This window comes from Pullulanibacillus sp. KACC 23026 (assembly GCF_029094525.1).
Lineage (GTDB): Bacteria > Bacillota > Bacilli > Bacillales > Sporolactobacillaceae > KACC-23026.
The window spans coordinates 4,645,148-4,669,053 of record NZ_CP119107.1 but is presented as its reverse complement, the minus strand read 5'-3'; the positions used below and the strand labels follow the sequence as shown (position 1 = coordinate 4,669,053).

General features: G+C 42.9%; 40 protein-coding genes. All 40 read left to right on the top strand.

Annotated elements, in window-relative coordinates; genetic code table 11:
• The first annotated feature begins 26 nt into the window (after positions 1-26).
• The 40 genes from rplC (at position 27) to PU629_RS21570 (ending at position 23,822) form a co-directional block, all read left to right on the top strand.
• Positions 27-665 carry a 50S ribosomal protein L3 gene (gene rplC / locus PU629_RS21765; RefSeq protein ID WP_275282105.1) on the top strand — a complete coding sequence of 213 codons (639 nt, stop codon included), beginning with the start codon at positions 27-29 and terminating at the stop codon, positions 663-665.
• A gap of 17 nt (positions 666-682) precedes the next feature.
• Positions 683-1,306 carry a 50S ribosomal protein L4 gene (rplD, locus tag PU629_RS21760; RefSeq protein WP_275282104.1) on the top strand — a complete coding sequence of 208 codons (624 nt, stop codon included), beginning with the start codon at positions 683-685 and terminating at the stop codon, positions 1,304-1,306.
• Positions 1,306-1,596 (top strand): 50S ribosomal protein L23, encoded by a 291-nt coding sequence (gene rplW / locus PU629_RS21755; protein WP_275282103.1) that lies wholly within the window; start codon positions 1,306-1,308, stop codon positions 1,594-1,596. Before rplD ends, rplW begins: the two co-directional genes overlap by 1 nt.
• 25 nt (positions 1,597-1,621) lie before the next feature.
• Complete coding sequence (gene rplB / locus PU629_RS21750; protein ID WP_275282102.1) at positions 1,622-2,455, top strand: 50S ribosomal protein L2; 834 nt, start codon at positions 1,622-1,624, stop codon at positions 2,453-2,455.
• Positions 2,456-2,491: 36 nt separating this feature from the next.
• Positions 2,492-2,770, top strand: coding sequence for a 30S ribosomal protein S19 (rpsS, locus tag PU629_RS21745; protein ID WP_275282101.1), 279 nt, complete (start codon positions 2,492-2,494; stop codon positions 2,768-2,770).
• Between the two features lie 17 nt (positions 2,771-2,787).
• Positions 2,788-3,129: a 50S ribosomal protein L22 gene (gene rplV, locus PU629_RS21740; protein ID WP_275282100.1), complete on the top strand. Its 342-nt coding sequence runs from the start codon at positions 2,788-2,790 to the stop codon at positions 3,127-3,129.
• Between the two features lie 3 nt (positions 3,130-3,132).
• Positions 3,133-3,792 carry a 30S ribosomal protein S3 gene (gene rpsC, locus PU629_RS21735; RefSeq protein WP_275282099.1) on the top strand — a complete coding sequence of 220 codons (660 nt, stop codon included), beginning with the start codon at positions 3,133-3,135 and terminating at the stop codon, positions 3,790-3,792.
• Between the two features lie 2 nt (positions 3,793-3,794).
• Positions 3,795-4,220, top strand: coding sequence for a 50S ribosomal protein L16 (gene rplP / locus PU629_RS21730; protein WP_275282098.1), 426 nt, complete (start codon positions 3,795-3,797; stop codon positions 4,218-4,220).
• Positions 4,220-4,423 carry a 50S ribosomal protein L29 gene (gene rpmC / locus PU629_RS21725; RefSeq protein ID WP_275282097.1) on the top strand — a complete coding sequence of 68 codons (204 nt, stop codon included), beginning with the start codon at positions 4,220-4,222 and terminating at the stop codon, positions 4,421-4,423. The genes rplP and rpmC overlap by 1 nt, the downstream gene beginning before the upstream one ends.
• A 21-nt stretch (positions 4,424-4,444) precedes the next feature.
• Positions 4,445-4,711 (top strand): 30S ribosomal protein S17, encoded by a 267-nt coding sequence (gene rpsQ / locus PU629_RS21720; RefSeq protein ID WP_275282095.1) that lies wholly within the window; start codon positions 4,445-4,447, stop codon positions 4,709-4,711.
• Between the two features lie 33 nt (positions 4,712-4,744).
• A complete protein-coding gene (gene rplN / locus PU629_RS21715; RefSeq protein WP_275282094.1) occupies positions 4,745-5,113 on the top strand; it encodes a 50S ribosomal protein L14 in 369 nt (122 codons plus the stop codon).
• A 50-nt stretch (positions 5,114-5,163) separates the two neighbouring features.
• Complete coding sequence (gene rplX, locus PU629_RS21710; protein ID WP_275284513.1) at positions 5,164-5,475, top strand: 50S ribosomal protein L24; 312 nt, start codon at positions 5,164-5,166, stop codon at positions 5,473-5,475.
• A 25-nt stretch (positions 5,476-5,500) separates the two neighbouring features.
• Positions 5,501-6,040, top strand: coding sequence for a 50S ribosomal protein L5 (gene rplE / locus PU629_RS21705; RefSeq protein WP_275282093.1), 540 nt, complete (start codon positions 5,501-5,503; stop codon positions 6,038-6,040).
• Between the two features lie 21 nt (positions 6,041-6,061).
• The gene (locus PU629_RS21700) at positions 6,062-6,247 is read left to right on the top strand and encodes a type Z 30S ribosomal protein S14 (RefSeq protein ID WP_275282092.1); all 186 of its coding nucleotides are present in this window, start codon (positions 6,062-6,064) and stop codon (positions 6,245-6,247) included.
• Between the two features lie 29 nt (positions 6,248-6,276).
• Entirely contained in the window at positions 6,277-6,675 is a 399-nt protein-coding gene (gene rpsH, locus PU629_RS21695; RefSeq protein WP_275282091.1) for a 30S ribosomal protein S8, read from the top strand.
• A gap of 27 nt (positions 6,676-6,702) precedes the next feature.
• Positions 6,703-7,242 carry a 50S ribosomal protein L6 gene (gene rplF / locus PU629_RS21690; RefSeq protein WP_275282090.1) on the top strand — a complete coding sequence of 180 codons (540 nt, stop codon included), beginning with the start codon at positions 6,703-6,705 and terminating at the stop codon, positions 7,240-7,242.
• 28 nt (positions 7,243-7,270) lie between these two features.
• Positions 7,271-7,621, top strand: a complete 351-nt coding sequence (gene rplR, locus PU629_RS21685; RefSeq protein ID WP_275282089.1) for a 50S ribosomal protein L18 — start codon at positions 7,271-7,273, stop codon at positions 7,619-7,621.
• Positions 7,622-7,638: 17 nt separating this feature from the next.
• Entirely contained in the window at positions 7,639-8,139 is a 501-nt protein-coding gene (gene rpsE, locus PU629_RS21680; protein ID WP_275282088.1) for a 30S ribosomal protein S5, read from the top strand.
• A gap of 13 nt (positions 8,140-8,152) precedes the next feature.
• On the top strand, positions 8,153-8,341 hold the full coding sequence (rpmD, locus tag PU629_RS21675) for a 50S ribosomal protein L30 (protein ID WP_275282087.1): 189 nt from the start codon (positions 8,153-8,155) through the stop codon (positions 8,339-8,341).
• A gap of 26 nt (positions 8,342-8,367) precedes the next feature.
• Positions 8,368-8,808 carry a 50S ribosomal protein L15 gene (gene rplO, locus PU629_RS21670; RefSeq protein WP_275282086.1) on the top strand — a complete coding sequence of 147 codons (441 nt, stop codon included), beginning with the start codon at positions 8,368-8,370 and terminating at the stop codon, positions 8,806-8,808.
• Positions 8,808-10,088, top strand: coding sequence for a preprotein translocase subunit SecY (gene secY, locus PU629_RS21665; protein WP_275282085.1), 1,281 nt, complete (start codon positions 8,808-8,810; stop codon positions 10,086-10,088). Before rplO ends, secY begins: the two co-directional genes overlap by 1 nt.
• 39 nt (positions 10,089-10,127) lie before the next feature.
• On the top strand, positions 10,128-10,781 hold the full coding sequence (locus PU629_RS21660; RefSeq protein WP_275282084.1) for an adenylate kinase: 654 nt from the start codon (positions 10,128-10,130) through the stop codon (positions 10,779-10,781).
• A complete protein-coding gene (gene map, locus PU629_RS21655) occupies positions 10,778-11,524 on the top strand; it encodes a type I methionyl aminopeptidase (protein WP_275282083.1) in 747 nt (248 codons plus the stop codon). Before PU629_RS21660 ends, map begins: the two co-directional genes overlap by 4 nt.
• A 17-nt stretch (positions 11,525-11,541) precedes the next feature.
• On the top strand, positions 11,542-11,865 hold the full coding sequence (locus PU629_RS21650; protein WP_275282082.1) for a KOW domain-containing RNA-binding protein: 324 nt from the start codon (positions 11,542-11,544) through the stop codon (positions 11,863-11,865).
• Positions 11,858-12,076: a translation initiation factor IF-1 gene (infA, locus tag PU629_RS21645; RefSeq protein ID WP_275282081.1), complete on the top strand. Its 219-nt coding sequence runs from the start codon at positions 11,858-11,860 to the stop codon at positions 12,074-12,076. Before PU629_RS21650 ends, infA begins: the two co-directional genes overlap by 8 nt.
• Positions 12,077-12,106: 30 nt before the next feature.
• Positions 12,107-12,220, top strand: a complete 114-nt coding sequence (gene rpmJ, locus PU629_RS21640; protein ID WP_003322638.1) for a 50S ribosomal protein L36 — start codon at positions 12,107-12,109, stop codon at positions 12,218-12,220.
• Between the two features lie 29 nt (positions 12,221-12,249).
• Positions 12,250-12,615 (top strand): 30S ribosomal protein S13, encoded by a 366-nt coding sequence (gene rpsM, locus PU629_RS21635; RefSeq protein WP_275282079.1) that lies wholly within the window; start codon positions 12,250-12,252, stop codon positions 12,613-12,615.
• 19 nt (positions 12,616-12,634) lie between these two features.
• Positions 12,635-13,030 carry a 30S ribosomal protein S11 gene (gene rpsK, locus PU629_RS21630; protein ID WP_275282078.1) on the top strand — a complete coding sequence of 132 codons (396 nt, stop codon included), beginning with the start codon at positions 12,635-12,637 and terminating at the stop codon, positions 13,028-13,030.
• A gap of 230 nt (positions 13,031-13,260) precedes the next feature.
• A complete protein-coding gene (locus PU629_RS21625; protein ID WP_275282077.1) occupies positions 13,261-14,205 on the top strand; it encodes a DNA-directed RNA polymerase subunit alpha in 945 nt (314 codons plus the stop codon).
• A 62-nt stretch (positions 14,206-14,267) separates the two neighbouring features.
• Entirely contained in the window at positions 14,268-14,630 is a 363-nt protein-coding gene (rplQ, locus tag PU629_RS21620) for a 50S ribosomal protein L17 (RefSeq protein WP_275282076.1), read from the top strand.
• A gap of 114 nt (positions 14,631-14,744) precedes the next feature.
• A complete protein-coding gene (locus tag PU629_RS21615; protein WP_275282075.1) occupies positions 14,745-15,593 on the top strand; it encodes an energy-coupling factor ABC transporter ATP-binding protein in 849 nt (282 codons plus the stop codon).
• Positions 15,569-16,441, top strand: coding sequence for an energy-coupling factor ABC transporter ATP-binding protein (locus PU629_RS21610; RefSeq protein ID WP_275282074.1), 873 nt, complete (start codon positions 15,569-15,571; stop codon positions 16,439-16,441). Before PU629_RS21615 ends, PU629_RS21610 begins: the two co-directional genes overlap by 25 nt.
• A gap of 2 nt (positions 16,442-16,443) precedes the next feature.
• Positions 16,444-17,247, top strand: a complete 804-nt coding sequence (locus PU629_RS21605) for an energy-coupling factor transporter transmembrane component T family protein (protein ID WP_275282073.1) — start codon at positions 16,444-16,446, stop codon at positions 17,245-17,247.
• A gap of 15 nt (positions 17,248-17,262) precedes the next feature.
• A complete protein-coding gene (gene truA, locus PU629_RS21600; protein WP_275282072.1) occupies positions 17,263-18,003 on the top strand; it encodes a tRNA pseudouridine(38-40) synthase TruA in 741 nt (246 codons plus the stop codon).
• Positions 18,004-18,247: 244 nt separating this feature from the next.
• Complete coding sequence (locus tag PU629_RS21595) at positions 18,248-18,460, top strand: hypothetical protein (protein WP_275282071.1); 213 nt, start codon at positions 18,248-18,250, stop codon at positions 18,458-18,460.
• A 24-nt stretch (positions 18,461-18,484) separates the two neighbouring features.
• Positions 18,485-18,922 (top strand): 50S ribosomal protein L13, encoded by a 438-nt coding sequence (rplM, locus tag PU629_RS21590; protein ID WP_275282070.1) that lies wholly within the window; start codon positions 18,485-18,487, stop codon positions 18,920-18,922.
• Positions 18,923-18,940: 18 nt separating this feature from the next.
• Positions 18,941-19,333 (top strand): 30S ribosomal protein S9, encoded by a 393-nt coding sequence (gene rpsI, locus PU629_RS21585; RefSeq protein ID WP_275282069.1) that lies wholly within the window; start codon positions 18,941-18,943, stop codon positions 19,331-19,333.
• Between the two features lie 326 nt (positions 19,334-19,659).
• Positions 19,660-21,303: a phospholipase C gene (locus tag PU629_RS21580; RefSeq protein ID WP_275282067.1), complete on the top strand. Its 1,644-nt coding sequence runs from the start codon at positions 19,660-19,662 to the stop codon at positions 21,301-21,303.
• A 92-nt stretch (positions 21,304-21,395) separates the two neighbouring features.
• Entirely contained in the window at positions 21,396-22,622 is a 1,227-nt protein-coding gene (locus PU629_RS21575) for a multicopper oxidase family protein (RefSeq protein WP_275282066.1), read from the top strand.
• 12 nt (positions 22,623-22,634) lie between these two features.
• The gene (locus tag PU629_RS21570; protein WP_275282065.1) at positions 22,635-23,822 is read left to right on the top strand and encodes a multicopper oxidase family protein; all 1,188 of its coding nucleotides are present in this window, start codon (positions 22,635-22,637) and stop codon (positions 23,820-23,822) included.
• Positions 23,823-23,906: the final 84 nt, after the last annotated feature.

The following is a 23,906-nucleotide window of genomic DNA, read 5'->3' as shown; positions in this document are numbered from 1 at the left end:
AAGTTATTTTTAGGAGGTGTTTACGGATGTCCAAAGGAATCTTAGGCCGCAAGCTCGGCATGACGCAAATCTTTACTGAGGCAGGGGAAGTTGTTCCTGTAACAGTTGTTGAAGCTACGCCAAACGTTATTCTTCAATTAAGAACGGTTGAGAATGATGGTTATGAGGCTGTTCAGCTCGGTTTCGACGACAAGAAAGGAGTGCGTTCAAACAAACCTGAAAAAGGCCATGCTGAAAAAGCAAACACAACACCTAAGCGCTTCGTTAAGGAGTTCCGTAACGTAAATCTTGGTGACTATCAAGTAGGCCAAGAAGTTAAGGTGGATATTTTTAATGCAGGAGACGTTGTTGATGTAACAGGGACTTCCAAAGGTAAAGGGTTCCAAGGTTCAATCAAACGTCACAACCAATCAAGAGGACCTATGGCTCACGGTTCACGTTATCACCGTCGTCCTGGTTCTATGGGTGCAATTGATGCAATGCGTGTATTTAAAGGTAAAGCATTACCAGGGCGCATGGGCGGAGAAAGAATCACTGTACAAAACCTTGAAATTGTTAAAGTAGATACAGAACGTAATCTTCTTTTGATTAAAGGGAATGTACCAGGCGCTAAGAAAAGCTATATCGAAATCAAAACAGCTGTAAAAGCAAAAGAAGCTAAATAAGAAAGGGGGATGCTTTCATGCCAAAGGTTCAACTTTTAGATCAAACCGGTAAAGCGGTTGGTGATATTGAATTAAACGATTCCGTTTTTGGAATTGAACCAAATGAACATGTTGTCTATGATGCAATCGTCATGCAACAAGCTTCACAGCGTCAAGGAACACATGCTACCAAAAATCGTTCGGCAGTTCGAGGCGGCGGCCGTAAACCATGGCGCCAAAAAGGAACAGGACGTGCTCGTCAAGGATCTATTCGTTCACCACAATGGGTAGGCGGTGGTACGGTTTTCGGACCTACACCAAGAAGCTACAGCTACAAACTTCCTAAGAAGGTTAGACGCTTAGCAATCAAATCCGCTTTATCTTCAAAAGTAAAAGACAACGAAACGATCGTTCTTAACTCAATCTCAATCGAGTCGCCAAAAACTAAGGCTTTTGTTCAAATTTTAAGTGATCTTAAAGTCAATGAGAAAGCATTAGTTGTGACTGGAAAACCTGATGAAGCAGCAGCCTTATCTGCACGCAACATCCCATCAGTTAAGCTGATTTCAGCTGATCAAGTCAACGTTCTTGATGTAGTTAACTACAACAAGTTGATTTTGACTGAAGAAGCTGCTCGTCATTTAGAGGAGGTGCTTGGTTAATGAAAGATGCTCGCGATATTATCCAAAGCCCTGTAATTACAGAACGTTCCACGCAATTAATGGCTGAGAAAAAATACACTTTTATTGTCGACAAGCGTTCTAATAAATCCGAAATCAAACGTGCAGTTGAAGAGATTTTCGGAGTGAAAGTGTCAAATGTGAACACTTTGACTACAAAAGCAAAACCAAAGCGCGTTGGCCGTCACAGCGGTTATACGTCTGTTAAGAAAAAAGCTATTGTTACATTAACGCCGGACAGCAAAGAACTCGAGTTCTACGAAGGCGTCTAATCAACAAAGAAGGAGGTAAACGTTCATGGCGATTAAAAAATACAAACCGACATCTAACGGTCGACGCAACATGTCATCATTAGATTTCAGTGATATCACTACTGATAAGCCGGAAAAATCCTTGCTTGCTCCTCTTCCAAAAAAAGCAGGACGTAACAACCAAGGTAAATTAACAGTGCGCCATCAAGGTGGCGGTCACAAAAGAAAATACCGTATCATCGATTTCAAACGTAACAAGGATGGCATTCCTGGACGCGTTGCTACGATTGAGTACGATCCAAACCGTACTGCTAATATTGCTCTTATTCACTATGTAGATGGTGAAAAGCGTTATATCTTAGCACCAAAGGGTCTTACTGTCGGAACAACCATCGTTTCTGGTCCAGATGCTGACATCAAAGTGGGTAATGCACTGCCACTTAAAAACATCCCTGTGGGTACTGTTATCCACAATATCGAACTTAAGCCAGGGTTCGGCGGTCAGCTTGTGCGTTCAGCAGGTGCTGAAGCTCAAATTCTTGGTAAAGAAGATAAATATGTACTTGTTCGCCTTAACTCTGGTGAAGTGCGTATGATTCTTGAAACTTGCCGCGCAACTGTCGGTCAAGTCGGGAACTTAGAGCACGAGCTAGTTGTTGTAGGTAAAGCAGGTCGTTCGCGTTGGAAAGGTATTCGTCCAACTGTCCGTGGTTCTGTTATGAACCCTAACGATCACCCGCATGGTGGTGGTGAAGGACGTGCACCAATTGGACGTAAATCACCAATGAGTCCTTGGGGTAAACCAACTCTAGGTCTTAAAACACGTAAAAAGAACAAGGCTTCAAATAAATTTATCGTTCGTCGCCGTAAGAAGAAGTAATAACCCGAATCCGAGCAGTGGAAGGAGGTTGACCAAATGGGTCGCAGTTTAAAAAAAGGACCATTCGTTGACGATCACTTGATGAAGAAAGTGGAAGCAATGAATGAAAACAGTGAGAAAAAAGTTGTAAAGACATGGTCAAGACGTTCAACTATTTTTCCGGAATTTATTGGTCATACACTAGCTGTATATGACGGTCGTAAGCATGTTCCGGTTTATGTAACTGAAGATATGGTCGGTCACAAATTGGGTGAATTCGCTCCAACTCGTACTTATCGCGGACACTCCAAAGATGACAGGAAAACAGGTCGTTAACGAGAGGAGGCACATGCATGCAAGCTAAAGCAATTGCTCGACAAGTTCGAGTCGCTCCACGTAAAGCACGCTTAGTCGTTGATCTTATTCGTGGTAAGCAGGTTGGCGAGGCCTTTGCGATTTTGCGCAATACGCCAAAAGCAGCATCTCCAATTGTAGAGAAAGTCTTAAAATCTGCTGTTGCGAATGCTGAACACAATTATGAATTAGATGCTAATAATCTTGTGGTAGAAAAAGTATTTGTTGATGAAGGTGCTACTATGAAACGTTTCCGCCCTCGTGCTATGGGACGTGCAAGCCGTATTAACAAACGTACAAGCCACATTACCGTTATTGTTTCAGAAAAAAAGGAGGGATAATGCGTGGGACAAAAAGTTCATCCAATAGGTTTGCGAATTGGTGTCATTCGTGATTGGGAATCAAAATGGTACGCTGATAAAAACTATGCAGATTACCTATTAGAAGACATCAAGATTCGCGAGTATGTTGAAAATCGTTTAAAAGACGCTGCTGTTTCAGGGATTGAGCTTGAGCGTGCAGCTAACCGAATTAATGTCACCATCAGAACAGCTAAGCCAGGAATGGTTATCGGTAAAGGTGGTTCCGAAGTCGAAGCACTTCGTAAATCCCTTAACGAATTAACAGGCAAACGCGTTCACGTTAATATCTTTGAAATCAAGCAAGCTGACCTTGATGCAAAGCTTGTTGCTGAAAATATTGCACGTCAACTTGAAAGTCGTGTTTCTTGGCGTCGTGCTCAAAAGCAAACACTTACTCGCGCTATGCGTGCTGGTGCTAAGGGGATCAAAACGCAAGTTTCTGGTCGTCTAGGCGGTGCTGATATCGCGCGTTCAGAGGACTACAGCGAAGGAACTGTTCCGCTTCATACGCTTCGTGCAGATATTGATTACGGAACAGCAGAAGCCGATACTACTTATGGTAAGCTCGGTGTTAAAGTCTGGATCTATCGCGGTGAAGTCCTTCCGACGAAAGGAACGAACAACAAGGAAGGAGGCCAATAATCATGTTAATGCCTAAACGTGTAAAATACCGTAGACAACACCGTGGAAAAATGCGCGGGAACGCTAAAGGCGGTACTGAGGTTTCATTCGGTGAATATGGTCTACAAGCTACAACTGCTTCTTGGATCACATCTCGCCAAATTGAAGCTGCCCGTATTGCCATGACACGTTACATGAAGCGTGGCGGTAAAGTTTGGATTAAAATTTTCCCACAAAAGCCTTATACTAAAAAACCTCTAGAGGTTCGTATGGGTTCCGGTAAAGGTGCTCCAGAAGGCTGGGTTGCTGTTGTAAAACCAGGTAAAATCATGTTTGAAGTTGGCGGCGTATCTGAAGAAATTGCAAGAGAAGCGCTTCGTCTTGCTTCACATAAACTTCCTGTAAAAACGAAATTCGTTAAACGCGAAGAAATGGGTGGTGACGTCTGATGAATGCAATTGAAATCCGTAATTTGACCACTGCCGAGATTGAACAACAGCTCAAGACTTTAAAAGAAGAATTATTTAATCTTCGTTTCCAATTAGCAACTGGCCAATTGGAAAACACAGCCCGGATTCGCGAAGTGCGCAAGTCAATTGCGCGTGCGAAAACCGTTGTTCGTGAACGTGAATTAAACATCCAAAACGGTTAATCTGAAAGGAGGATCCTTTGAATGGCTGAAGAGCGTAATAGCCGCAAAGTATATGTAGGTCGTGTTGTTTCAGATAAAATGGATAAAACAATTACTGTTTTAGTTGAAACTTACAAAAAAGATACTTTGTACGGAAAACGTGTAAAGTATTCTAAGAAATATAAAGCTCACGATGAAGAAAACAAAGCGAAAATCGGCGATATCGTCCGCATTATGGAAACTCGCCCGCTTTCTAAAGATAAACGTTATCGTCTCATTGAGATAATTGAAGAAGCAGTTATTATTTAATTTTGTTTCTCTACCCGAAGGGAGGTCTTTTGAATGATCCAACAAGAAACTCGCTTGAAAGTAGCGGATAATTCAGGTGCCCGTGAGATCCTAACCATCAAAGTTTTAGGTGGATCTGGTCGTAAAACGGCTAACATTGGGGATGTGATTGTTGCAACGGTGAAACAAGCAACACCCGGAGGCGTTGTTAAGAAGGGTGACGTTGTGAAAGCAGTTATCGTTCGCACACGCCGCGGCGTTCGTCGTGTTGATGGTTCTTATATCCGTTTTGATGAAAATGCAGCGGTAATTATCCGTGATGATAAGAGTCCACGTGGTACTCGTATTTTCGGACCAGTGGCTCGTGAGTTGCGTGATAAACAATTTATGAAAATTGTTTCGCTCGCTCCGGAAGTACTATAAAGTTCGATTTTGAACAAAGAGGAGGTGCGTCAACCACCATGGCTAATAAATTGCATGTTAAAAAAGGAGATAAAGTTCAAGTTATCTCTGGTAAAGATAAAGGCAAACAAGGCGTCATTCTTGAAGCTTATCCAGGCCGCGAACGCGTATTAGTAGAAGGAATTAACATTGTTAAGAAGCATGCTAAACCTTCTCAATTAAATCCACAGGGTGGCATCATTGATATGGAAGCTCCAATTCATGTTTCTAATGTTATGCCATTAGATCCTAAGACCAATGAGCCTACTCGAGTTGGTTATAAAGAAGTGGACGGCAAAAAGGTGCGCATCGCGAAAAAAACCGGCAACCCGTTGGATAAATAAGTCGACGTGAAAGGAGGTTAAATGAATGAATCGCTTGCAAGAAAAGTATACAAAAGAGATTGTTCCTGCATTGATGGAGAAATTTAATTATAAAAGCATTATGGAAGTACCTACCATCGAGAAAGTTGTCATCAACATGGGTGTTGGTGAAGCTGTTCAAAATGCAAAAGTACTTGACAACGCTGTTGAAGAACTAAATGCACTTTCTGGGCAAAAGCCAGTCATCACTCGCGCAAAGAAATCAATTGCTGGTTTCAAATTGCGTGAAGGGATGCCAATCGGAGCAAAAGTAACGCTTCGTAAAACAAGAATGTTTGAATTTCTTGATAAGCTTGTCTCAGTTTCACTACCTCGTGTACGTGACTTCCGCGGTGTTTCTTCTAAAGCTTTTGATGGTCGCGGTAACTACACACTAGGCGTGAGAGAACAACTTATTTTCCCAGAAATTGATTATGATAAAGTCGATAAAGTCCGCGGTATGGATATCGTTATCGTTACTACCGCTAAAACAGATGAAGAAGCTCGTGAGTTACTCACATTACTCGGGATGCCATTCAGAAAATAACGGAATGCAAGGAGGGAAAGTATGGCTAAGAAATCGATGATTGCTAAAGCAAATCGACCTAAGAAATATGATGTTCGTGAATATACGCGTTGTCAACGTTGCGGTCGTCCGCATTCAGTTCTTCGCAAATTTAAACTATGCCGTATTTGCTTCCGGGAATTGGCTTACAAAGGACAAATACCGGGCGTTAAAAAAGCCAGTTGGTAAAGCGAAGTTAAGGGAAGGAGGTCATTCGAATGGTCATGACAGATCCAATCGCAGATATGCTTACACGTATCCGAAATGCAAACAATGTGCGTCATGAGTCTCTAGAAGTGCCAGGCTCTAAGTTGAAAAGAGAAATTGCTGAAATCCTCAAACAAGAAGGTTTCATTAAAGAAGTTGAATATGTTGAGGACAACAAACAAGGCATGATTCGCATTTTCTTAAAATATGGTCCAAACCAAGAGAAAGTAATCTCTGGATTGAAGCGTATCAGTAAACCAGGTCTTCGCGTTTATGCGAAAGCCGATGAAGTACCACGCGTACTTGGCGGATTAGGAATTGCAATTGTGTCAACTTCCAAAGGGATCCTCACAGATAAGGATGCTCGCAAACAAAGCGTTGGCGGAGAAGTCCTTGCATACGTTTGGTAAAAGCTAAAAGAGAATGGAGGTGTCACGATGTCTCGTATTGGTTTAAAACCTACAGAAGTACCAAATGACGTGACCGTTACAATTGGTGAAGATAATGCAGTTACTGTTAAGGGGCCAAAAGGTGAACTTTCTTTCAACTTTCATCCAGAAATGAAAATTGAAATGACTGACAATACCATTCAAGTTTCACGCCCATCTGATTCTAAGGCTCACAAATCATTACACGGAACAACTAGCAGCTTGATCAGCAATATGGTTCAAGGTGTTACAAAAGGTTATGAGCGCAACCTTGAGCTTGTAGGGGTCGGTTATCGTGCAAGCAAACAAGGAAAGAACCTCGTCCTTAACGTGGGTTACTCCCATCCTGTTGAAATCGTTCCAGAAGAAGGAATTGATATTGAAGTACAGGGTAACAACAAAGTATCCGTTAAAGGGATCAGCAAAGAGCGCGTTGGTGCAGTAGCAGCAAACATCCGCGCTGTACGTCCTCCTGAACCTTACAAAGGTAAAGGGATTCGCTACGAAGGCGAAAAAGTACGTCGTAAAGAGGGTAAAACTGGTAAATAAAGCCTGTTGAAAGGAGTGACTAAAGGCTATGATTACTAAGCCTAACAAGAACGCTGTGCGTAAAAAGCGTCATCAGCATGTGCGTACGAAAGTAGTCGGAACTGCAGCACGTCCACGTTTAAACGTGTTCCGCTCTTCTAAACACATCTATGCGCAATTAATAAATGACGAATCAAGCTCAACGATCGTTTCTGCTTCTTCATTAAAGCTTGAAAAAGGTAATGATGTTGAAGCTGCTAAAAAAGTCGGTGAAGCAGTTGCTAAGCTTGCCGTTGAAAAAGGCGTAACTAAAGTCGTTTTCGACCGTGGAGGCTATCTCTATCATGGACGTATCCAAGCACTAGCTGATGCAGCTCGTGAAGCGGGTCTTGAATTCTAATAAAAGGAGGGGAATCCATGCAAAACCGTGATCGTAACAAGTCAGAATTTGAAGAACGTGTCGTGACGATCAACCGTGTTGCTAAGGTTGTAAAAGGTGGTCGTCGTTTCCGTTTTGCTGCCCTCGTTGTTGTTGGTGACAAAAAAGGGCAGGTTGGCTTTGGAATGGGTAAAGCACAAGAAGTTCCAGAAGCTATTCGTAAAGCTGTTGAAGATGCGAAAAAAAATCTTATTACTGTGCCAATCGTAAAAACGACAATTCCACATCAGGTAACGGGTCGTTTTGGTGCCGGCAATGTTCTATTAAAGCCAGCTCCAGAAGGTACAGGAATCATCGCTGGTGGCCCTGTTCGTGCGGTACTTGAGCTTGCAGGTATTGGTGATATCGTTTCTAAATCACTTGGCTCGAACAATCCAATTAACATGGTGCGTGCGACAATTGAAGGTATCAAAGGCCTTAAGCGCAAAGAAGATGTTGCGAAGCTTCGTGGCAAATCAGTAGAAGAATTGTTAGGATAAGGGAGGGACCATTATGGCTAAAAAATTGGAAATTACCCTCACTCGTAGTGTCATTGGACGCTTACCAAGTCAACGTGTGACAGTAAGAACGCTTGGTCTTACTAAGACTAACCAAACTGTTGTCCACGAAGACAATCCGTCCATCCGAGGTATGATTAATAAGGTCGCTCACTTGGTGAAAGTGAACGAAATCGACGCATAAAAAGTAATTTTCGAGGAGGTGCCAATATGAAACTTCATGAGTTACAACCTGCACAAGGTTCCCGTAAAGAACGCAAGCGTGTCGGACGTGGTAACGGCTCTGGTTTAGGTAAAACAAGCGGTCGTGGCCAAAAAGGACAAAAGTCTCGTTCTGGCGGCGGTGTACGTCCTGGTTTTGAAGGAGGACAAATGCCTTTGATTCAACGCTTACCTAAGCGTGGATTTACAAATCCGAACCGTAAAGTGTACGAAATTGTTAACCTTGAAACACTTAATCGCTTTGCTGAGGGTACAGAAGTGACTCCAGAACTTTTGCTAGAAACACGCGTAATTAAACAAGTTAAAGACGGTGTAAAAATTCTAGGCAGCGGCCAATTACAAGTCAAATTGACTGTTAAGGCTCATAAGTTCTCTGACTCCGCAAAAGCGGCTATTGAAGCAGCTGGCGGTCAAGCAGAGGTGATCTAATGTTTCGTACGATCTCCAATATTGTGCGTGTGGCTGACATTCGAAATAAAATCATCTTCACATTGTTGATGCTTGTTATTTATAGAATAGGGACATTTATTCCTGTTCCAGGTGTCGACGCATCTGTTATCTCGTTTGCGGATAACTCTGTTTTTGGATTCCTTAACACCTTTGGTGGTGGAGCCCTACAAAACTTTTCCATTCTCACAATGGGGATCATGCCTTACATCACGTCATCCATTATCGTGCAGCTCTTGCAAATGGATGTAATACCAAAATTTACTGAGTGGTCAAAACAAGGTGAGATGGGAAGACGTAAGCTTGCCCAAGTCACACGCTATGGGACCGTTATTTTAGGCTTTATTCAAGCCTTAGGTATGTCCATAGGTTTTAATGCGCAATTCCCAGGATTGATTAAAAGTCCGGGTATTGCCTCTTATCTTTTAATTGCTTTAGTTCTTACAGCTGGGACCTCATTCCTCATGTGGCTTGGTGAACAAATCACTTCACATGGTGTAGGCAACGGTATTTCCGTTATCATCTTTGGAGGGATTGTGGCCCGTATACCTGGAGCAATTAATCAGATATATGCTCAGAAATTTACCAGCGCAAGCAATATATTCTTGGAAGTTATTTATGCGTTAGTGTTTGTTGCAGTTATTCTAGCTGTCATTATTGGGACGATCTACATCCAGCAAGGTTATAGAAAAATTCCAATTCAGTATGCCAAACGAACAACTGGGACATATGGTGGCGAGACCACTCACTTACCAATTAAAGTGAATGCTGCAGGGGTTATTCCGGTCATCTTTGCGATATCACTTTTAATCACTCCTAGAACAATTGCTCAGTTTTTTCCACAAAACAATGTAACACGCTGGATTATTAATACTTTTGACTATACTACCATTACAGGGATGATCCTTTATGCCCTGTTAATCATAGCCTTTACGTATTTTTACACCTTCGTACAGGTGAATCCGGAGCAAATGGCGGATAACCTTAAGAAGCAAGGCGGTTATATTCCAGGTATTCGCCCAGGTAAAAGTACTGAGAAATATATCACAAAAATTTTGTACCGTTTAACGCTTGCCGGCTCAATCTTCTTAGCTATCATTGCTGTCTTGCCGATGCTTTTTGTCGACATAGCAAACCTTCCAGCTAACATCAGAATCGGTGGAACGAGCTTGCTCATTGTGACAGGTGTTGCACTTGATATCATGAAACGGATTGAAAGTCAGCTTGTTAAGCGCCATTATCGCGGCTTTATTAAACGGTAAGTCGTTTTAAATGATGCTGACCAGAAATGGAGGGGTAGTATGAACCTCATATTAATGGGATTACCAGGCGCAGGAAAAGGGACACAAGCTGAACGCATCGTTGAAAAGTACGGTCTGCCCCATATCTCAACCGGTGACATGTTTCGTCAAGCGATCAAAGATGAAACAGGACTTGGTTTAGAAGCCAAAAGGTATATGGATAAAGGAGAGCTAGTTCCGGACGAAGTCACTGTTGGCATCGTCAACGAGAGACTTGCGAAGGATGATTGTAAGGAAGGTTTTCTTCTTGACGGTTTTCCTAGAACAGTCGCTCAAGCCGAGAGCTTGGAACGAATTCTAGCGGATACCGGTCGACGCATAGATGCTGTTCTTTATATTAAGATGGATCAAAGTAAACTGATGGCTCGTTTAACGGGGCGTCGGATCTGCAGTCAATGTGGAGCTACCTACCATCTAGTCTTTAATCCACCCGCTAAAGAGGGCGTTTGCGATAAATGCGGCGGTGACCTGCATCAACGACCTGACGACAAAGAAGAAACCGTCACAGCTCGTCTTGAAGTAAATGCCAAACAACAACAACCTTTGCTTGATTTTTATAGTCATCAAGGGTGTTTACAAGAAATCGACGGCGACCGCGACATTGAGGACGTATTCGAGTCGATTGAAACGATTTTGGGGAGCTTGAACGTGTGATCATCCGAAAGACTCCGAGGGAAATTCGCATCATGCGTGATGCCGGGCGAATTGTCGCCCTCACGCATCAGACGTTAAAACCCCATCTTCAACCAGGTATCACAACAAGTGAGTTAGACGCCATTGCCGAGCGATTCATTAAAAGCCAGGGGGCTTCCCCATCTTTTAAAGGTTATAATGGGTTTAAAGGAAGCATCTGTACCTCGGTAAATGAAGAAGTCGTGCATGGGATTCCTGGAAATAGGGTATTAAAGAACGGAGATATCATCAGTATTGATATCGGCGCTCTTTATAATGGTTACCATGGTGACTCAGCGTGGACGTATCCAATTGGAACCATTTCAAGTGATCATGAAAGGCTGCTTCAAGTAACTGAAGACGCCTTGTATGCTGGTCTTGAACAAATCAGACCTAACACACGTCTCACGTCAATTTCTCATGCAATTCAGCAGCATGTTGAAAAGCATGGGTTCTCCGTAGTTCGTGAGATGGTTGGCCATGGTGTGGGAAGAGACTTGCATGAAGATCCTGATGTTCCAAATTACGGTCCACCTAATCATGGTCCTAAACTTGTACCGGGAATGGTTCTCGCTGTGGAACCAATGGTTAACAGTGGTCGTCGTTTGATCAGTTTGCTTGATGATGAATGGACGATAGTAACAGAAGATGGCAGTTGGTCTGCTCATTTTGAGCACACCGTTGCGGTAACCGAAGATGGGTTTGAAATCTTAACTAAGCCGTAAGCGAAGGTGATGAGGAATTGGATAGTATTCCTGAACCGAGTCCCAAACCAGGGCATGTTGTCCGTGTTTTAAAAGGTAGGGATGCTGGAAAATACTGTGTAATAGTTAAAGTGTTGAATGAGCGCTTTGTGGAAATTGCAGATGGTGATAAGCGGAAGTTCGATAGAGCGAAGCGGAAAAATCTCAACCACTTAGAAATTCAGCCCTTTATCTCTAACGAAGTAAAGAACAGCATCTATGAAACCGGAAAAGTCACGAACGGCAAGTTGAGATTTGCCATATCCAAGTTTTTGGATGAACAAGTCAGTGACCAAAGGAAGGGTGAATCGATCGATGGCTAAAGAAGATGTCATTGAGTTAGAAGGCACCGTCATAGAACCTTTGCCTAATGCAATGTTTCGTGTAGAATTAGAAAACGGGCACAAAATTCTTGCTCACATCGCAGGTAAATTAAGGATGCACTACATTCGTATTTTACCTGGAGACAAAGTTAGGGTAGAATTATCGCCGTACGATTTAACTCGCGGTCGAATTACCTACCGTTTAAAGTAGGAGAGACCGCCTTTTAAGGAGGTTTTAACAATGAAGGTTAGACCATCAGTAAAACCTATTTGTGAAAAATGCAAGGTTATTCGCCGAAAAGGAACCGTTATGGTTATTTGCGAAAACCCAAAACATAAACAAAAACAAGGTTAATGATTTAAAAAATAAGGAGGTGTCACTCTTTGGCACGTATTGCTGGTATTGATATTCCGAGAGAAAAACGTGTAGTAATTTCTTTAACTTACATTTACGGAATCGGTAAAACAACAGCTCAACAAATTCTTAAAGCTGCTAATGTTTCTGAAGAGACTCGTGTTCGCGATCTTACTGAAGAAGAACTTGGCCGTATTCGTGAACAAATCGACAGGATTAAAGTGGAAGGAGATCTTCGACGTGAAGTATCTCTTAACATTAAACGTCTAATTGAAATTGGTGCTTACCGTGGTCTTCGTCATCGTCGCGGCTTGCCTGTTCGTGGTCAAAATACAAAGAACAACTCACGTACTCGTAAGGGCCCACGTCGCACAATCGCTAATAAGAAAAAATAAGAAGGAGGTATAAGCTTTCATGGCAAAACGTAAAGATACTCGTAACCGTAAACGTCGTGTCAAAAAGAATATTGAAAATGGAATTGCGCATATCCGTTCAACTTTTAACAACACTATTGTTACTATTACGGATGCACATGGTAATGCCGTTTCTTGGGCAAGTGCAGGCGGACTTGGTTTTAAAGGTTCTCGTAAATCGACTCCATTTGCTGCACAAACTGCTGCTGAAACAGCCGGTAAAGCGGCTCAAGAGCATGGCTTAAAATCTCTTGAGGTTTCAGTAAAAGGCCCTGGCGCTGGTCGTGAAGCTGCGATTCGCGCACTTCAAGCAGTTGGACTCGAAGTCACCGCCATTCGTGACGTAACTCCTGTTCCACACAACGGATGTCGTCCACCAAAACGCCGTCGCGTATAGTATTATTTGGGTATATTTTCTGCAAATCTGTCAATAATGGTAGCTATGCTTAGAGATAGGTTCGAATAGTTAGGACTCACAAGCATGTGAGTCTCCAACATTTGAACATTCTCGTTAGGACGAGACAGTTTATTAGGAAATAATGCATGCCCATAGGGAGTTACGGGAAATCTTGGGTTTTAAAAAGATATTAACCTTAGATTTCGACGTTTGAAGGAGGGTTTATTGGAATGATAGAAATCGAAAAGCCAAAGATCGAAACGATTGAGATCAGCGAGGATGCCACATACGGAAAATTTGTGGTAGAGCCTCTAGAGCGTGGCTATGGGACCACTTTGGGCAATTCTCTTCGCCGTATACTCTTATCATCCCTCCCAGGTGCTGCCGTGACATCCGTTCAGTTTGATAATGTTTTACATGAGTTCACCACGATGGACGGGGTCGTTGAGGATGTGACCGCCATTATTCTCAACATTAAAGGCCTAGCTATGAAGCTCTACTCCGATGAGGAGAAGACATTAGAAATTGACGTTCAACGTGAAGGCCAAGTCACCGCGGCTGACATTATTCATGATAGTGATGTCGAAATATTAAATCCAGATCTAGTCATTGCGACGCTTTCGGGTGATACTCGTTTCCATGCGAAGCTTATGGCCAAAAAGGGTCGAGGATATGTACCTGCGGAAGGCAACAAGCACGATGAATTGCCAATTGGAGTTATCCCAATTGATTCGATCTATACCCCTGTAAAAAGGGTCAACTATCAAGTTGAAAACACGCGTGTCGGTCAAGTAACTAACTACGACAAATTAACCCTCGATGTTTGGACTGACGGAAGCATTAGACCTGAAGAAGCTGTTTCCCTTGGCGCAAAAATTATTACTGAACACCTTAATATTTTTGTTGGTTTAACGGATCAAGCCTTAACTGCTGAAATTATGGTTGAGAAAGAAGAAGACCAAAAAGAAAAAGTGCTTGAAATGACAATTGAAGAATTGGATCTTTCCGTCCGTTCTTACAACTGTCTCAAACGTGCTGGCATTAATACGGTGCAGGAATTAACGCAAAAATCCGAGGAAGATATGATGAAAGTGCGTAATCTAGGTCGTAAATCCTTGGAAGAGGTTCAAGAAAAACTAGCGGATCTTGGCTTAGGGTTAAGAGACGAAGAATAAATTACCTGACTTTCTTTTTTGCGCAAAAAAGAAATTAAGACTTCAAAGAAGGAGGATTTGTCATGGCATACGTAAAATTAGGCCGTGTCACGGGTGCTCGTAAAGCTTTATTCCGTGATTTGGCTACAGACCTCATTATTAATGAGCGCATCGAAACGACTCATGCAAAGGCAAAAGAATTGCGTTCAGTCGTTGAAAAATTGATTACTTTAGGAAAGCGTGGGGATCTTCACGCTCGCCGTCAAGCGGCTACTATCGTACGCAACGAGGTAGCTAACGAAGAAACGGGTCAATTGGCGCTTCAAAAATTGTTTGATGAGATCGCAACTCGTTATCAAGATCGCCAAGGCGGTTACACACGTGTCCTTAAATTAGGACCTCGTCGTGGTGATAATGCTGAAATGGCGATTATCGAACTTGTATAATTAAGAACAACAAGGGCAAGAGAGCGAGGTCTATAAGGCTGCTTCTATGCCCTCTTTTTTTATTTAATAAAGTTTTTTCTTAAATGATCTTTGGACCTCATTGGAGTGATTGTGATGAAAACAGAGCCGATCATTCAAGTGAACAAATTGGGCTTTCGATATAGTCAAGAACAACCGGATTGGTCTTTAGAGGATGTCTCCCTAGAAGTATATAAGGGAGAATGGCTCGCAATCATTGGCCATAATGGGTCAGGCAAGTCGACATTGGCCAAGTGTTTGAATGGATTGCTGGTTCCTGAAAAAGGGGATATTTTAGTCAACGGATTAAATACCAAAGAGGGTGAAACGCTTTGGGAGATTCGGCGGCTGGTCGGCATGGTCTTTCAAAACCCAGATAATCAATTTGTTGGGGCGACGGTCCGAGATGATGTCGCTTTTGGCATGGAGAACCATGGTATACCTCGTGAAGAGATGGTGATTCGGCTTCAAGAGGCACTTGATTGGGTGGGGATGTCTGATTATGTGGAGCAAGAGCCGCATCGGCTTTCAGGCGGTCAGAAGCAGCGCGTTGCCATTGCGGGAATTATCGCCTTAAGACCGTCTATTATTGTTTTGGATGAAGCGACTTCTATGCTCGATCCAAAAGGTCAAGCGGATATAATCGAAATTATGAGACGTTTAAATAAGGAACAGGGGATTACCGTTCTTTCTATTACACACGATCTAGAAGAGGCGTCTCATGCCGATCGAATTGTGGTTATGAACCAAGGCCATGTTTTGGGTGAAGGGACACCTAGAGAGGTGTTTAAGGATCCTGAGCAACTGTTGTCGATTGGACTTGATCTCCCTTTTTCTGTGAAATTACGAGAAGGTTTAACAAACCAACAGGTCAGAGTATCAAAAGAGATATTTTTGGAAGAGGAATTGGTGGAAGAATTATGGACATTAAGATCTCGTCATTAAGCCATGTATACCATCCTCGTTCCCCTTTTGAGCGCGTTGCCCTTGAGGATATAAGTGTGATGATTTCATCAGGTTCATTTGTCTCGATTATTGGTCATACCGGGTCCGGGAAATCCACTTTGATTCAGCATATGAACGGACTTTTAAAGCCAACAAAGGGAAGCATTGTAATTGGGGATGCTCGTATTGAGTCTGGAAGCAAGGCAAAGGAATTAAAGCAGCTTCGCAAACGGATTGGCATGGTGTTTCAGTATCCTGAGCATCAGCTTTTCGAGGAGACGGTTGAAAAAGATATTTGTTTTGGTCCCCTTAATTTTGGAATGACACTTGAAGAAGCCCAAAAAAGAGCAAGAGAAGTTCTTGAACTTGTTGGGCTGCCTGAGAAAATTTTAACAAGGTCGCCATTTGAATTAAGCGGCGGTCAAATGCGCCGCGTGGCGATTGCCGGTGTTCTTGCCAGCAACCCAGAGGCCATTATTTTGGATGAGCCAACTGCTGGTCTTGACCCAAGAGGGCGTGAAGAGATGATGTCACTCTTTTCGACTCTTAACCGTGAACAAGGGCTCACGACGATCATGGTGACTCACAGCATGGATGATGCCGCTTATTATTCTGACCAAGTTCTAGTTATGGATCAAGGCAAGCTTGTCATGAGCGGCCCGCCAACAGACATTTTTAAGAACAAAGAAACACTCCGTTCTTTAGGGTTAGATATACCAAAAACAATGGCTTTTTTGGAGCGCCTAAGTCAAAAGTGGGGCGATGATCAGGTTCTTACCACTCTTTTTTCAGTGGAGGAAACGAGTCGTCATCTGGCTTCCTTCCTCAAAAAGAAGGAGGGGGTCTAATAATGTTTAATGTAATTATTGGACAATATTACCCTGGGAAGTCTCCCATACACAAAATGGACCCAAGATCGAAACTTCTTGCCGTTTTATTGTTTGTTATTATTATATTTTTAGCTAATAATTGGTTGGCATATGGAATGGTTGCGCTATACTGCCTCTTGGCACTTTCATTTGCACAAGTGCCACTTCGTTATATTTATAAAGGGTTAAAACCGGTTATTCTGATCATCCTTTTTACTCTCATTTTAAATTTGTTGTTTACGCAACAAGGCAAGGTGATTTTTGAGTGGAGATGGTTTCAGTTAACAACAGGGGGCATTCGCCAGTCTATATTCATTTCTGTTCGCTTGTTAGCGATTGTCTTGATGACGACGCTTCTGACGTTAACGACGACGCCTATTGAGATAACGGATGGTCTTGAAACACTTCTGGCACCGTTTAAAAAGCTTAAATTTCCTGTTCATGAATTTGCGCTCATGATGTCGATCTCGCTTCGCTTTATTCCGACTTTGATGGAAGAAACCGAGAAGATCATGAAAGCTCAATCGGCTCGAGGCGCGGAGTTTACATCCGGGTCCTTTATACAACGGGTAAAAGCGATCATTCCGCTTCTTGTTCCTTTATTTGTAAGTGCCTTTAAGCGGGCAGAGGAATTAGCGATGGCAATGGAAGCAAGGGGATATCGCGGAGATGTGGGCCGTACGAAGCTTAGAGCCCTTGTTTGGGAAAAGCGGGACCACCTCTTAATGATAAGCATGATTCTTTTTACAGGTGTACTATGTGCTTTGCATTGGTTTTCTTTGTAAGAGAGGTGTAGGAAGTTGCCTAGATTTAAAGCAATCATAGCCTATGATGGCACTCATTTCTCAGGTTATCAGGTTCAACCGGGAAAACGAACCGTGCAGTTAGAACTTGAAGAAGCCCTGAAAAGAATGCATAAGGGTGAGGCGCATCGTGTCACGGCATCTGGGCGCACGGATGCGGGGGTCCATGCATTTGGGCAAGTTATTCATTTTGACTCCTCCCTCAACGTTCCTGCACCTAATTGGGTGAGGGCGTTAAATTCACTTCTTCCCAAAGATATTTTGATCAGAAGTGTTGAGGATGCAGCGGATGACTTCCATGCTCGCTTTGATGTTCAAGAAAAGGAATACCGTTTTAAAATCTTGAACCGAAAAGAACCGGATGTCTTTCGCCAAAATTATAGTGTCCATGTGCCTGATCAACTCGATCTAAGCCAGATGAGAGAAGGGGCAAAGTGGGTGATTGGCACTCATGATTTCACTTCCTTTTGTGCAGCCAATACCTCGGTTGTTGATAAAGTCCGTACCGTTTCATCTCTAGACATCTGTGAAACACATGAAGATGAGCTAGAGGTCCGGATTGCTGGTAATGGGTTTCTGTATCAGATGGTTCGGATTGTTGTTGGACATTTAATCGCGGTTGGGAGAGGAAAGGCTGCCCCTATTGAGATTAAACAGATCCTCGAAGCAAAAGATCGAACAGTAGGGTATCCCACAGCCCCACCGCAAGGCTTGTACCTGTGGAGAGTGACTTATTAAGCGTTTGGCGAGTCACACGTGCCTGCTTAAATCCTGGGTCTAGTAGCGGGCTCAAACCTGGCCAATAAGGAATCGTCGTTACACAAAAACCAAATAGGCGTAACGAGAAAACGCTAAGGCCCGGGAAACGGCGAAAAATTAGGAAATAGAGAAATGCCGTTACACCTAAAGAAAATAGCTGTAACGAGAATACGCTAAGGTAAATCAGCACGTCAATCATTTATGTGTTATATTGGAGTGGACCATGGCAATTGGAATTTGTCCAAAATCCATGTTTAAAACCTTTGGATTCATGGCAAAACTACATGTTGCAAATCTAAGAAGTAAGACCATGAAGGGGTTTCAAGTAGTAGGTTTCCTATTGACATTAGGGCATATTTGCGATATAGTATTCTTTGGCATTTCTATTAAAGACCACTATCGCCCCGTACACATAGATGGATTTTATGAGAAGTGAACAAATACTCAAGGAGGGTACATCGTGCGTACAACGTTTATGGCTAAGCCGCAAGAAGTAGAACGTAAGTGGTACGTGATCGATGCGGAAGGACAAACGATTGGTCGTCTTGCTAGTGAAGTTGCAACTATTCTTCGCGGTAAGCACAAACCAACTTATACCCCGCATGTCGACACGGGTGATCATGTGATCATCATCAATGCAGATAAAGTTCATTTTACAGGTAAGAAACTGTCAGATAAAAAATATTACAACCACAGTGGTTGGGCTGGCGGTCTTCGTGTCAGAACAGCTCAAGAAATGGTTTCAAAATACCCGCGTGAGTTGATTGAGCGTACAGTTAAAGGGATGCTGCCACACAATAGCCTTGGTCGTCAAATGGCTAAGAAACTGCATGTATATGCAGAAGGTACTCACCCGCATCAAGCTCAACAACCTGAAAATTACGTATTAAAAGGTTAATAAAGGAGGAGGGAAAGCATGGCACAAGTTCAATATATCGGCACTGGTCGTCGTAAGAAATCTGTAGCACGTGTTCGTCTTGTTCCAGGTGATGGACGTATTGTCATCAACAAGCGTGACATCGATGAGTACATGGACTATGAAACACTTAAAGCGATTATCAAGCAACCGCTTGTTGAAACGGATACTCTTGGTAAATATGATGTACTAGTAAACGTTGAAGGCGGCGGTTACACTGGTCAAGCTGGCGCAATCCGTCATGGTATTGCTCGCGCACTTTTACAAGCTGATCCTGAATACCGTCCATCTCTTAAGCGTGCAGGGTACCTCACTCGTGACCCTCGTATGAAAGAACGTAAGAAATACGGTCTTAAAGCAGCTCGTCGTGCACCACAATTCTCAAAACGTTAATATATCTATATCTACGTTTCAAGGCTCTCAACCATTTGGTTGGGGGTCTTTTTGTTTTTGGAGGGCAGACCTCTGAAGTGAAAAAACTCTTTGTTGAGGTCTGTTGCCAACCATTTTGGTTTTCGGGGACAAACCTATACAGTAAGGAAATCTGCCTCCAATCATTTGCAGTAGGTCTTTGGTCCTTTAAAAGGGATGTGAATTTCCCGAATTAATTAATAGTTTTTACATAAGACTAACAAAACCTTTGCATAGCCGTAATTAAAGTCTAACATTTCTTCTCTATAATTTAACTGTAAGTTTAGAAAATTATGGAGGTCGGTTAAATGAAGAAGAAAATGTCCACAGCTTTAAAAGTTCTTAGTGCCGCGGCGTTAGGTTCGGTGTTCGCATTTGCACCCGCTATCAGTTCCTCTCTGCAAGGAGCTAATGCAAAATCAACTCATCAGAAGCCAGTTGCAAACTCAGGTCATAAAAAAGCTTCATCCACTCAAACTCCAATCAAGCATGTTGTCGTTATTTTCGATGAGAACGTCTCTTTTGATCATTATTTCGGTACATACCCAGTTGCGCAAAACCCTAAAGGTGAGCCGGAATTTACGGCAGCTAAGAACACACCGACAGTTAACGGTTTAAGTGGTCCATTATTAACGAATAACCCAAATGGAGCTAACCCAGAGCGTCTTGACCGTTCTCAAGCGGTTACCGCAGACATGGATCACAGCTACGCCGCTGAACAAAGCTCATTTGATGGTGGGAAGATGGACAAGTTTGTGGCGAATAGCGGCCACGGCTCCAACCTTGTTATGGATTACTATGATGGTAATACGGTAACGGCAATGTGGAACTATGCGCAGCATTTTTCACTAAATGATAATTCCTTTGGTACTAACTATGGTCCTTCTACTCCCGGAGCTCTCAATCTTATTTCAGGTCAGGACCATGGAGTAACACTTTATAACGGGAACAGCACTAACGGTGGAACAGTAAGTAAATCCCAGCCTTCAACAGGAACTCTTTCTGGAGATACCAATCCCTATTACGATAACGCATCTGGAACAGGTTCAACCGCTAAAATGACCGATTCAAATAAAAACATTGGTGACCTGCTAAATGCGAAAGGCATTACATGGGGCTGGTTCCAAGGCGGCTTCCGAAATTCGTCTGAGCAGCACCAAAACGTGGCAGGGGGATCTTCCGTAGATTATAGCCCTCACCATGAGCCATTCCAGTATTATAAATCTACGTCTAACCCAAATCATTTGGCACCGTCAAGCCCATCTATGATTGGTAAAACAGATCAAGCGAATCATCAGTATGATTTAACCGATTTCTGGACAGCAGCGGATTCTGGCAACCTTCCTGCAGTCAGCTACTTGAAGGCTCCTGAATATCAAGATGGACATGCCGGTTACTCTGATCCACTCGATGAGCAGACCTTCTTCACCAATACAATTAACCGAATTCAGTCACTTCCAGAGTGGAAGGATACAGCTATTGTTATTGCCTATGATGATTCCGACGGTTGGTATGACCATGTAATGGCTCCGCTCGTGAACGGATCTAATGACCCTGCATTGGATACACTTAATGGCCAAGGAAGTGCGGGTACTTCAGGTCTCGATGGCTCCCTCGACCGCGCAGGTTATGGTCCTCGTTTGCCATTGCTTGTTCTCTCGCCTTATGCCAAGCAAAATTATGTGGATAACACGTTGACTGACCAATCTAGTATCTTGAAGTTTATTGAAGATAACTGGAATCTTGGACGCATTGGAAACGGCTCATTTGATGCCATGGCAGGCTCAATCGAAAATATGTTTGACTTTTCAAATCATGGGAAAACTGCGCCTGTTTATTTAAATCCTTCTACAGGTGAAGTCGAGAATAAGGCACAAGCATTAAAACAAAGTGATTTTTACTTAAAAGCTTTGTACAAGGATGCGGGAGTAACAGAACCTAAGCAAAAATAACGATCAAGATCTAATCGGGTTAGGCGTTGAGGGGCAGAGCGAAGCGCCTAACCTAAATTTTTTTACTGAAATTTTAGGAGGACGTGGTAAAAATGGCAGCTAGATATTTTATTTATTTTTTTCTTTCGTTAGTGATAATAGGAAGTGTCTTGTTTTTGCCTCGGTTTCTCTCTTCTTCTTTTTTTATAGGGACGTTTAAAAAAGGTCGTTTAGGAAGTAAAAAGGCGCTGTTTTTTAAGGGTCTCGTTATTGTGGCAGGGTTGTCTATTTTGATCGTTGAGGTATCCATTAATCACACTGTGCCAACTGCCAAGGCAGATGGAGAGACGACCAACCAAAAGGACTCCATGCAGAACATGCCAGGGATGACTAACACTTCCCAAATGGCAACATCAAGCACGGCGTCGACGCCCCCTGCTACGAACTATAATTTGAACAAAGGCGAAATTAAAGCAGAGAATCAAGCGGCTGTCGATATCATGAATGAAAAGGCGCTAAAGCCCACCCTATTGCCGGATGGGACCAAAAAATTTACACTGAAGGCTTCTACATTTGGTTGGGCGCTTTATCCTGGAAAGACGATGGAAGGATGGGGGTTTAACAAGACGGTACCTGGCCCACTCATTCGTGTTAAAGTAGGCGATAAAGTTGAAATAGATGTTTCGAATCAATTAACCGAACCGATGACGGTTCACTGGCATGGTTTTCAGGTCCCAAATGATATGGATGGTGTGCCAGGTATGCCAACCCCTGCTATTAAACCTAATGGGACGTTCAAATACAAATTTACTGTCACCAATCAGATGATAGGCACACATTGGTACCATAGTCATTATGATGATGACTTCCAGGTGGATGCGGGGATGTATGGGGCTATAATTGTGGGCCCAAAAGAGGATTCATCCAAAAATTATGATGTTGATAAATTGTTTGAACTAGGTTCGACAAAGGTTGACGGCTCTGATCCAGAAAATGTTTTTATGATTAATGGAAGGTCTTATCCTTACACGCCGCAAATGACTCTGAAAAAAGGTCAGCGTGTTCTCCTTCGCCTCGTTAATGCGAGTTCTGAGAATTATCATTCGGTTTCCCTCGATGGTTATTCACTGAAGATAGTAGCGGAAGACGGCGCACCATTACCTGTCAAGCAAACGGTAAATGTCGTCTCGATTGCACCTAGTGAGACGATGGATGTCATGTTTACAGCGAACCGGACGGGGGATTGGTGGTTCCACAGCACCATTGGAAGCGAGATGGAAAACCCGGATGATACACAAGATCAGCTTGGCGGCATGATGACACTGATTCATGTTAAGTAAGGAGGGAGCGGCTTGATTCAATTTGTAGGAGCGCTGGCCATCGTTTTTATAGCAGGCTTGCTCATTTTATTTTTCATAATAAGGATTTTTAAAAGGGACTTTTCAAAAGGGGTAAAAACCGCGTCAATAGTAGCAGGCATTCTTGTTGTGGTGTTCATGGTTGGAGCAGAAATAGGCCTATCGGCAAAAGTCTCGAATGCTGAACCTTCAAAATCAATTCCCGCCAAGGAAACTAAACAGGAAAAAAGCACGATTTCTCCAGAGTTATTAGCAAGTTATGGGGATATGCCAGGCGTGATGGATGCAAGAACCGATGCACTAACCAAGAAAGAGATCGAGCAGCAAAAGAAAACCGCAAAGGATATGATGAATGAGAAAGCCATGGCCCCGAAGCTATTAAAGGATGGGACTAAGCAGTATACATTAACAGCAAATCCGATTATATGGAATCTATACGAACAGAAGAATGTCAATGCCTCTGGCTATAATGGACAAACCTCTGGTCCCTTAATTCAAGTCAAAGTAGGGGACAAGGTTAGGATTGTATTGAAAAATAAACTCAATGAACCGACTAGCTTAAGGTTTCAGGGCCTCTCCGTTCCTAAACAGATGGGTGGGCTCCCCGATCAATCCGTAAAGCCTGGAGACTCCAAAGTCTATGAGTTTACGGTAACACAGGATATGGTGGGTACGCATGACTATTTTAGCGGGACAGACATGGACGAGCAGATTGATTATGGATTACACGGAGCCTTAATTGTGGATCCAGCTAAAGGAAAGGAATACCCGGATGCGGATGTAGAAGCCTTATTCGATATTGGTTCATTCAAGGTGGATCAGAAGTTTGACGAGAATGTTTTCACGTTAAACGGTAAGCCGAGCCCTAATTCACCTAACTTTTATATTAAAAAGGGGCAACGGGTTGTTGTGAGGTTGATTAACAGCAGCAGTGAGAACTATCACGCCATGCATCTTCATGGATACACATTTAAGCTGATATCAGAGGATGGGCATCATCTAAAGAAACCGATGCCGATGAATGTCGTCTCCTTAGCTCCGGAAGAAACAGCTGATATCGAATTTATCGCTAATGCGCCCGGTACCTGGATGTTCCACTGCCATATTTTAGATCATACGATTAATCCTGATGATGATGTTGATGCCATGCAAGGCTTGATGACCAACTTTATCGTTAAATAACTTCTTCATAATAAAAAAGGGCGGGTACTGATTTACCCATTAATAATGATCTAATTTGAAAAATGTCTTTATTGGGATCAGCAG